8 protein-coding genes and 1 pseudogene are annotated in these 7,886 nt (G+C 72.6%); 5 read left to right on the forward strand and 4 right to left on the reverse strand.

The genetic code is table 11. The features are described from left to right. Positions 1 to 80: 80 nt before the first annotated feature. From hisG to E1291_RS19310, 3 genes are all read left to right on the forward strand, one after another. On the forward strand, positions 81 to 956 hold the full coding sequence (hisG, locus tag E1291_RS19300; protein WP_131739223.1) for an ATP phosphoribosyltransferase: 876 nt from the start codon (positions 81 to 83) through the stop codon (positions 954 to 956). Then, on the forward strand, positions 949 to 1,395 hold the full coding sequence (locus E1291_RS19305) for a PH domain-containing protein (protein WP_306434471.1): 447 nt from the start codon (positions 949 to 951) through the stop codon (positions 1,393 to 1,395). The genes hisG and E1291_RS19305 overlap by 8 nt, the downstream gene beginning before the upstream one ends. 91 nt (positions 1,396 to 1,486) lie before the next feature. Then, complete coding sequence (locus E1291_RS19310) at positions 1,487 to 2,074, forward strand: Uma2 family endonuclease (RefSeq protein WP_131739224.1); 588 nt, start codon at positions 1,487 to 1,489, stop codon at positions 2,072 to 2,074. Here E1291_RS19310 and E1291_RS19315 read toward each other — a convergent pair. The 4 genes from E1291_RS19315 to E1291_RS19330 all read right to left on the reverse strand — a co-directional run bounded on the left by E1291_RS19315 (position 2,071) and on the right by E1291_RS19330 (position 6,435). Beyond that, the gene (locus E1291_RS19315) at positions 2,071 to 3,012 is read right to left on the reverse strand and encodes a D-alanyl-D-alanine carboxypeptidase family protein (protein ID WP_131739225.1); all 942 of its coding nucleotides are present in this window, start codon (positions 3,010 to 3,012) and stop codon (positions 2,071 to 2,073) included. The genes E1291_RS19310 and E1291_RS19315 overlap by 4 nt on opposite strands. Before the next feature lie 71 nt (positions 3,013 to 3,083). Further along, positions 3,084 to 3,719 (reverse strand): hypothetical protein, encoded by a 636-nt coding sequence (locus E1291_RS19320; protein ID WP_131739226.1) that lies wholly within the window; start codon positions 3,717 to 3,719, stop codon positions 3,084 to 3,086. Further along, positions 3,719 to 5,119, reverse strand: coding sequence for a selenium-binding family protein (locus E1291_RS19325; protein ID WP_131739227.1), 1,401 nt, complete (start codon positions 5,117 to 5,119; stop codon positions 3,719 to 3,721). The genes E1291_RS19320 and E1291_RS19325 overlap by 1 nt, the downstream gene beginning before the upstream one ends. An 11-nt stretch (positions 5,120 to 5,130) precedes the next feature. Then, a complete protein-coding gene (locus E1291_RS19330; protein ID WP_131739228.1) occupies positions 5,131 to 6,435 on the reverse strand; it encodes a sulfite oxidase in 1,305 nt (434 codons plus the stop codon). Between the two features lie 139 nt (positions 6,436 to 6,574). Between E1291_RS19330 and E1291_RS19335 the strand changes: the two genes are divergently transcribed. Continuing rightward, on the forward strand, positions 6,575 to 7,474 hold the full coding sequence (locus E1291_RS19335) for an AAA family ATPase (protein ID WP_242614243.1): 900 nt from the start codon (positions 6,575 to 6,577) through the stop codon (positions 7,472 to 7,474). Positions 7,475 to 7,481: 7 nt separating this feature from the next. Then, positions 7,482 to 7,886: pseudogene (locus E1291_RS43305) on the forward strand (hypothetical protein); the annotation flags it as partial.

Consider the following 7,886-nt stretch of genomic DNA (forward strand, 5'->3'; position numbering starts at 1 on the left):
CCGAGGCCCCCGGCCGATCCGCGCCTCTGGGCACCGAATCGTCCCGGGTACCGTCCGCATCCCACCGAAAGGCTTTTTCCGTGCTGTCACTCGTCCTGCCCAAGGGCTCGCTCGAGAAGGCGACCCTGCAGCTGTTCGACGCCGCCGACCTCACCGTCCGGCGCGCCTCGGACCGCGACTACCGCGCCTCCATCGACGACCCGCGCATCGACCGGGTCCGGGTCCTGCGCCCGCAGGAGATCCCGACCTACCTCGAACAGGGCCTGTTCGACCTCGGCATCACCGGCCGCGACTGGATCACCGAGACCGACTCCGACGTGGTCAGCCTGGGCGAACTCCAGTACTCCAAGGCCACCGCCAACCCCGTCCGGGTGATCATGGCGGTGCCGGAGGACGCGCCCTGGCAGCGGGTGTCGGACCTGCCGGAGGGCGTGCGGATCTCCACCGAGTTCCCGGCGATGACCAAGCGGTTCCTGGACAAGCACGGCGTGAAGGCCAAGGTCGTCCCGTCCTACGGCGCCACCGAGGCGAAGGTGCCCGACATCGTGGACGCGATCGTCGACCTCACCGAGACCGGCTCGTCGCTGCGCAAGAACGGCCTGCGCATCCTGGACACGCTGCTGACCAGCTACACCGAGCTGGTCGCCAACCGCGAGTCCTACGAGGACACCGCCAAGCGCGCCGCGATGGAGGACATCGCCCTGCTGCTGCAGGGCGCCATCCGCGCGCGGGGCAACGTCCTGCTGAAGCTGAACGTCGCGGAGTCCGACCTGCGGGCCGTCCTGGACATCATGCCGTCGCTGTCGTCGCCCACGGTGACCTCGCTGGCCGGCGGAGAGTCGAACGCGGTGGAGTCCGTCGTCGCCAAGCGCGGCGTCAACACCCTGATCCCGGCGCTGAAGGCCGCGGGCGCGCACGACATCCTCGAGATCCCCATCTCCAAGATCGTTGACTGACGTCCCGGCCCTGCCGACCGTGTGGCGTCCCCGCACCACCCGGATCGTCGCCTACGCCACGGCGGGCGTGATCATGCTGGGCATGATCGTGCTCGCCGTGGTGGTGGCGCCCCAGTTCAAGCTGTTCGACCGCGGCCTCATGATCGTGTTCGGCGTCTTCGTCGCCTGGATCCTGCACATGCTGGCCCGCTGCCGCGTCGGCGCCGACGACTCCGGCCTCACCGTCGTCAACGCCTTCCGCACCCGCCGCCTGGAATGGCCCGAGGTCGTCGACGTCACGATGGGCGTCGGCGAACCCTGGCCCACCCTCGACCTGGCCGACGGCACCTCCCTCGGCGCGATGGGCATCAACGGCGCCGAGAAGACCCTGGCCGCCCACCAGCTGGAAGAGCTCCGCGTCCTCCTCCACGCCAGAGGCGAATCCCCCAACCCCATTTGACTAAGCTGTTCTCCGGACCATGGACGACGCTCTGTGCGACAGTGATGCCATGACTGCTCAGAGTGTCGAACCACCTGCGGAAAGTAGTCACATGGGCGACGTCCCGCTGCCAGACTGGGTGTTCCCCCCGCCGGGCGGCTTCACAGCCGACGTCTTCCTTCGCATGCGCGGCCTCCCCCGGCACACGGAGCTGATCGACGGGAGCCTCGTCTTCGTGAGCCCGCAGCGGAAATGGCACGTCCGAGTGATCAACCTGATCAGAGCAGAGCTCGACCGGCAGGCGCCGGAGGGTCTGCGAGCCGATCGGGAGATGGCCGTGCGGTTGGCCGAACGGCAGGTGCCGGAGCCGGACGTCCTCCTGGTCACACGCGACGCCTACGAGCGCGAAGAGCCGGCGACCTACTACGAGCTCCAGGACGTCGTCCTCGTCCTCGAAGCGGTGTCCCCGGATTCGATCGACCGTGACCGGGACACCAAGCCGCACAAGTACGCCACGGCTGGAATCAAGCACTTCTGGCGCGTGGAGGACGACGACGGCCGAACGGTCGTCTACGTCTACGAGCTGGATCCCGCCACCGGCTGCTACGGCCTCACCGGGATCCACCACGACGCTCTCAAGGTGACCGTTCCCTTCGACATCGACATCGATCTCACGGCGCTCGGGCGGCGCGGTCGTTAGGCGGCCGGACGGGCGGCGCGGGAGGGCGATCGGGCGGTGAAGGCCCAGTCGAGGAGGCGGGCGGCGTCGGTGAAGCGGGACGCCGGGTCGGTCGTGGAGCTGTTGAGGACGACGCCCGCGACGGAGCGGCGGCCGCGGCGGGCGGAGAACAGCAGGGAGTAGCCGGCGGCGTCGGTGAAGCCGGTCTTGACCCCGGTCGCGCCCGCGTAGCCGCCGATGAGGCGGTTGGTGTTCGTCCAGGTGTAGGCGCGGTGGGCCCGGGTGTGGGGCAGGCCGTAGGAGCGGCGGGCGACGATGGCCGCGAACTCCGGGTCGCGCAGGGCGTAGGCGGCGAGGCGGACCTGGTCGCGGGCCGTGGAGCTCGTGGACGTCGCGGTCGGCCAGGGGAGGCCGTCGAAGTTGGCGTACGTCGTGCGGGTCATGCCGAGCCGGGCGGCGAGCCCGTTCATGCGGGCGACGAAGCGCTCGCGGCCGGGACCGAGCGCGTCGGCCAGCGCGTACGCGGCGTCGCAGCCGGACGCGAGCAGGAGCGCGTGCAGCAGCTGCCGGACGGTCAGCAGGTCGCCGGCGCGCAGGCCCGCCGAGCTGCCGTCGTAGCGCTCGGGGTAGCGGACGTGCCCGTCCTCGATCCGGATCGTGCGGTCGAGGCGGGTGCCGTCCAGCGCGACGAGGGCCGTCATGACCTTGGTGATGCTCGCGATCGGCCGGACGGTGTCGGCGGCGCGCGACCACAGCGTGCGGCGGGCGGCGAGGTCGTACAGCAGGCCGGAGCGGGCGGCGACGGCGGGACCGGCGGACCGCGCCGAAGCGCTCGCCGGTGCCGGCACGACGAGGGCGGCGGCGGTGAGCACCGCAATGAGGACGGCGGTGAGCACAGTGGCGCGGACGGTGCTGCGGACGGTGGCGCCACGGCCCGTCCGGAACCTGCGGGTTCGCATGGCGCCCTCCGTCACGTGACGTGTAAACGATCTCACGCAGCGTGTCACCGAGGTGGGGCCCGGCGCAAGCCTCACATGGCCGTGAACAGGGAGAAGGTGCCCGCGCCGATGAGCGCGGCGGCCCAGATCCGGTCGAGGTCGAACCAGGCGCGGCGCAGCACCGCCAGGCCCGCGACCTCGTAGACGACGACGGCGATCACGCCCGCGACGACGAACATCGACAGGGTGTGGACGGCGGTGACGAACACGCCGGTGGACAGCGCGCTCCCCGAGGCGTGAAGCCCGTGGTCGTGGCCCGCCGGCGCCTTCGCGCCGGCGGTGAGGACGGGCAGCAGCATCAGCCCCGCGCCGTGCATCGACGACATCAGGAACGACCAGCCGGCGAGCTGCCACAGCGAGATGCGCATGCCGACCCAGCGGAAGTGGCGCCTGGACAGCAGCCGCCACAGTCCGAAGCCGACCAGCACGACCCCGCCGCCGATGGCGACGGCCTGCGTCGCGACGACCGAGCGGGTGAGCGCGACGAGGACGGCCACGGCGCCGACGGAGGCGGCGTGGCCCGCGGCGATCGCCGGGAGCGACTGCAGGACCAGGGCCCTGCTGCGCTCCTGGAGGCCGCGGGCCACGGCGAACAGCCAGCCCATGGCGGGGTTGAGGCCGTGGAAGGCCCCGAGCGCCACGAGGGCGGCGAGCGAGCCCTCCTTCACTAGGGGTAGCAGTACGAGTCGGAGGACGCGTCCCCGCCCTGGAGCCGTGTCTGGTGAGGGCGGAGGCCGCGGAAGTCGTCGCCGTGGGGGAAGAACCGCTCGTCGAGGGTGAACCCCTCGGGCGTGGAGTCGAGCTTGGCCATCCAGGCGCCGACGCCGTCGGGGTAGAACTGGTCGTCCCAGGCGCCGTAGAGGGAGTTGGTGACGTAGACGCGCTTGCCGTCCCGGCTGACCTCGACCATCTGCGGGCCGCCGGCGAGGGGCAGGTCGGGCGCCGCCGGGTGCGGGGCGCGCCCGGTGATGCCGCCCAGCCGCACCGAGCCGGCCTCGACGGGGTGGAACGGGTCGCTGACGTCGTAGCGCTTCAGCTCTCCGGTGCCCCAGCAGGAGACGTACAGCCACTGGTCGTCGACGGACAGGTCGATGTCGGTGATCAGCGGCGGGACGGCGCCGAACGGCGCGATCACCGGCGGCAGCGCGGCGGCGTCGGCGGGCTCGGCGGGGATGGAGATGACCTTCGTGGCGGCCCAGCGGTCGCCGTCGCGGTGCCAGAGCCACACCGAGGCCGACAGGTCCTCGACGCTGACCACGACGCCGGCGAAGCCGTACTGCTTGGTGGGGTCGTGCGCGGGACGCAGCTCCAGCGCCATCTGGTGCTCGTCGCCGAGGTCGACGGTCTGGACGTGGCGGCGCTTGCGCAGGTCCCAGAAGTGCAGGGCGTGCCCGTACTTGCGGCCGAGGAGCAGCTCGCCGACGACCCCGTCCTCGATCATGGACGGGGTGCCCCACTCGGAGGTGACGAGCACGTCGTGGGCGATGTGCCACCAGGCGTCGTAGGCGAAGTACTGCGGGCCCCGGTCGACCTCCCAGCGGCCGAGGACGTCGAAGGAGGTGTGGTCGAGCAGCGCGATGCCGCCGGGGCCGTCCTGCCCGTTCGCGCCGCCGAGCGCGGTCAGGTAGAGGCCCTCGGGCCCGCAGTGGACGGTGTGGGGACGCGAGTACCCGGCGCGCTTGGCGAGCTCGCCGGGCTCCAGCGTCTTGATGATCTTCGGTGCGGTGGGGTCGTCCTTGGTGTCGATGACGTAGATCCGCGAGGACCGCAGGCCGGGGACGATCAGGTACCGGCGTTCCACGTGCGGGTGCGGGGAGTAGGGGCACAGGGCACTGCTGCAGGCGTTCCAGCCGAAGTGGTGGAGCTCGTCGCCGGTGTAGGGCATGTCGGTCCAGCCGACGACGGTGCCGTAGGCGTCCGACCCGGGGTCCACGTCGAGGACCGCGATCGCGTCCGGTTTCGCGGCGGTGCGGTCGAACGCGGCGACGTAGGCGAGCCCCTCGGGCGGCGCGGACACCGCGTCGCGCGGGGAGGCGTAGAACGTCGGGTCGGGCTTCCACAGTGCCATGTGTGGTCCTTTCAGGCGATGGTGACCGGATGGCGGACGACGGCGCCGAAGAGGTAGCCGAAGGTGTTGTGGGGAGCGGTGGCAGGCTGGGTGGCGCCCGTCTCGTCGGTGGCGCGGGCCAGCAGTTCGTAGCGGCCGGGGACGTGCGGGTGCCAGGTGTGCTCCCAGCGGACCCAGCCGTGCGGGTTCGGGCGGGTGTCGCGGGGGCGGGCGCGGTGCCACGTCCGGCCGCCGTCGACGCTCACCTCGGTCCGGCGGACGCGGCCGTTGCCCGACCAGGACCGGCCGTGCAGGACGTGCCGGCGCCTGCCGGGGAGGGTCGCGTCCCAGGGCAGCTCGAAGGCGGACTTGACGTTCATCCGGGTCAGGGGCGCGCTGCCCTCGGGGGGCTGTCCTGGACCGAAGAGCCTGTAGTAGCGGGTGTTCCAGGGGGAGAAGAGCGGCTCGTCGGCCACCTGGATGTCGCCCAGCCACTTGACCGAGGCGATCCCGACCCACGACGGCACCACCAGCCGGACGGGGAAGCCGTGGTCGGGAGGCAGCGGCGCGCCGTTCATCTCGTAGGCGAGCAGGACGTCCTTCAGCGCCTTGGCGACCGGGAGGGGACGCCGGACGCGGCCGAGGTTCTCGCCCTTGTCCACGAAGTCAGCGTCCAGCCCGCGGGGGAGGATGTCCACAGCCCTGGAGGTGAGACCTGCGCGCTCCAGGACGGTCGAGAGCCGCACGCCGCGCCAGCGGGCGACGCCGACGGCGCCCAGCTTCCAGGGCGTCCCGGAGACCTGCTGGCCCTGCTGGCTGGTGTAGAAGCTGCGGCCGTTCCCGGTGCACTCGATGAACGCGGTGAGGGTCTCGGCGGGGAGGGCGAGGAGGTCCTCGTAGGTGAACTCGACGGGACGCTCCTCGGCGGGGGAGCCGTGCAGGCCGGTGCCCCAGAGCTTGAGCCGCCACGTGCGCGCGTCGAGGAGGGGCGTCGCGACGTGGTTGCGGACGAAGAACCGGTCGGCCTGGGTGAGGTAGCCCTGGCCGCGCATGGCCTCCCAGCGGGTCTCGGCGTTGGTCCCCTGCGGGATGAACAGCTCCGGCGGCAGCGGCTTGACGATTCCCGTGGAGGTGGGGGCCGGGGATCCCGCGGACGCGGGGGCGGAGCCGAGGGCGGCACTCAGTCCGGCGCCGAGCCCGGCGCCCGCCGACAGCCGCAGCAGCCCGCGCCGCGACACGCGTTGTGCCGCCCGCTGGGCCGATCGGACGCGCTCGTAGGTCGCCTCGTCGGTCAGGTCAGGGTCGCTGGTACAGGGGCCGACATCACCGGATCGCATGGGCATGATGCTCCTGAGTGACGGTACGAAAGTCAACTTTCCCTACTCAGATAACAGGAAAACGTCGGCCGCGGGCCAGGGAAACGCGGACACTTCCGGCCGATGTGCGATCGGCGTCCGGCTGAGTAGCCTGAGAGGCGTGGGGGAGACGGAGCCGGCGACGGCGGACGAGGTCGGCTCGCCCGCGGAGCTGGCGGATCTGCTCGACCGGCACGCCTACCTCTGCGACGAGGGCCTGGCGACCGCCTGCTTCCTGGCGCTGCGCATGGGACGCCCCCTGTTCCTGGAGGGCGAGGCCGGGGTCGGCAAGACCGAGCTGGCCAAGACGCTCGCCCGGGGGCTCGGCGCCCCCCTGATCCGGCTCCAGTGCTACGAGGGGCTGGACGCGTCCCAGGCGCTGTACGACTGGGACTTCCCCCGGCAGCTGCTGCACCTGCGGGCCGCCGAGGCCGCCGGGGTGAGCGATGTGACCCGGCTGGAGGGAGAGCTGTACGACCGGCGGTTCCTGCTGGCCAGGCCGCTGCTGCGGGCGCTGGAGACCGCGCCGAGCGTGCTGCTGGTCGACGAGCTGGACCGCGCCGACGACGAGTTCGAGGCGTTCCTGCTGGAGGTGCTGAGCGACTTCACGATCACCGTGCCGGAGCTCGGCACGATCCGGGCCGAGCGCCCGCCGGTCGTCGTGGTCACCTCCAACCGCACCCGCGAGGTCCACGACGCGCTCAAGCGGCGCTGCCTGTACCACTGGCTGGAGCACCCGACGTTCGACCGCGAGGTCGCCATCATCAGGCGGCGGCTGCCCGGCGCGGCCGAGCGGCTCGCCGGGCAGGTGGCCCGCGCGGCGCAGCGGCTGCGCGAGCACGACCTGCTCAAGCCGCCCGGCGTGGCCGAGTCGCTGGACTGGACGGAGGCGCTGGTCGCGCTCGGCGCCCGCGACCTGGACCCGGGCACCGCGGCCGTGACGCTCGGCGCCGTGCTCAAGTACCGCGAGGACCAGCAGCGGGTGCTCGGCGGCCTCGGCGCCCTGCTCGGCGGGGGCTGAGCCGGACGTGGGGCCGGGCGCAGTGCCGGAGACGGGGCCGGAGACAGGGCCGGAGACGGGGCCGGGCGCGGTGCCGGGACGGGGGCGCGGCGCCGGGCGGGACGTCACCGAGACGATGGTCGGCTTCGCCAGGACGCTCCGCGCCGCGGGCGGCGCCGCCGACCACCAGCGGGTGCAGGCCCTGCTTGCGGCGCTGGACCACCTCGACGTGCTCGACCCGTCCGCCGTCTACTGGGCGGGACGGCTGACGCTGTGCGCCGACCCTGGCGATCTCGCCCGCTACGACCGCTGCTTCGCCGCCTACTTCTCCGGCGCCACCGCCGGTCCCGGCCACCGGCCGCCGCCGCCCAGGGTGGTGCGCCGGGCCGTCCCTGCCCCGCCCGCCCCGGACGGGGACGCCGCGGGCGCGGAG

Origin of the sequence: Actinomadura roseirufa (assembly GCF_900659635.1) — a bacterium.
Taxonomy (GTDB): Bacteria; Actinomycetota; Actinomycetes; order Streptosporangiales; family Streptosporangiaceae; genus Spirillospora; species Spirillospora roseirufa.

Excerpts from the sequence above, each read along its gene's own strand:
- E1291_RS19330 (WP_131739228.1), bottom strand. The coding sequence starts at position 6,435 with ATGCGATCCGGTGATGTCGGCCCCTGTACCAGCGACCCTGACCTGACC.
- E1291_RS19315 (WP_131739225.1), bottom strand. The coding sequence starts at position 3,012 with ATGCGAACCCGCAGGTTCCGGACGGGCCGTGGCGCCACCGTCCGCAGC.
- E1291_RS19325 (WP_131739227.1), bottom strand. The coding sequence starts at position 5,119 with ATGGCACTGTGGAAGCCCGACCCGACGTTCTACGCCTCCCCGCGCGAC.
- E1291_RS19310 (WP_131739224.1), top strand. The coding sequence starts at position 1,487 with ATGGGCGACGTCCCGCTGCCAGACTGGGTGTTCCCCCCGCCGGGCGGC.